Raw genomic sequence first — 410 nt, 5'->3', positions numbered from 1 at the left:
GCCCGCATCCAGTCGCAGCCGGGCTGGCTAGACTTCGCCTTCCGCGGGTTCGTCTTCTTCGTTGGCAACCACTGGCGCGATGCCGGAGAGAATCTCGCTTTCGCGCATGTCGATGAGCTTCACGCCTTGGGCGTTGCGACCCGTCTCGCGGATTTCGGCAACGCGCGTCCGGACCATCTTGCCTTTGTTGGTGATGAGCATCAACTCGTCGCCATCGCGAACGGTCAGTGCGCCGGCCACGCCGCCAGTGCGTTCGGTGGTCTTCATGGTGATGACGCCTTTGCCGCCGCGCGATTGGAGCCGGTATTCGTCAAACTTGGTGCGTTTGCCGAGGCCGTTCTCGCCGGCGACGAGCAGCATCGCGTCGTTGTTGACCAACGCAGCGCCGACCACGAAGTCACCCTTCTCGG

Annotated in this window: 1 protein-coding gene; it reads right to left on the bottom strand. The window is 63.4% G+C overall.

What is annotated here, in order from left to right:
* Positions 1-27 precede the first annotated feature (27 nt).
* Positions 28-410: DNA gyrase C-terminal beta-propeller domain-containing protein (locus D7Y13_RS43975; RefSeq protein WP_279637218.1), on the bottom strand; the 383-nt coding region annotated here is incomplete at its 5' end.

Source organism: Corallococcus praedator, assembly GCF_003612125.1.
Lineage (GTDB): Bacteria > Myxococcota > Myxococcia > Myxococcales > Myxococcaceae > Corallococcus > Corallococcus praedator.
Note: the sequence above shows the minus strand (reverse complement) of the source record. Positions and strands in the feature narration are given on the sequence as shown.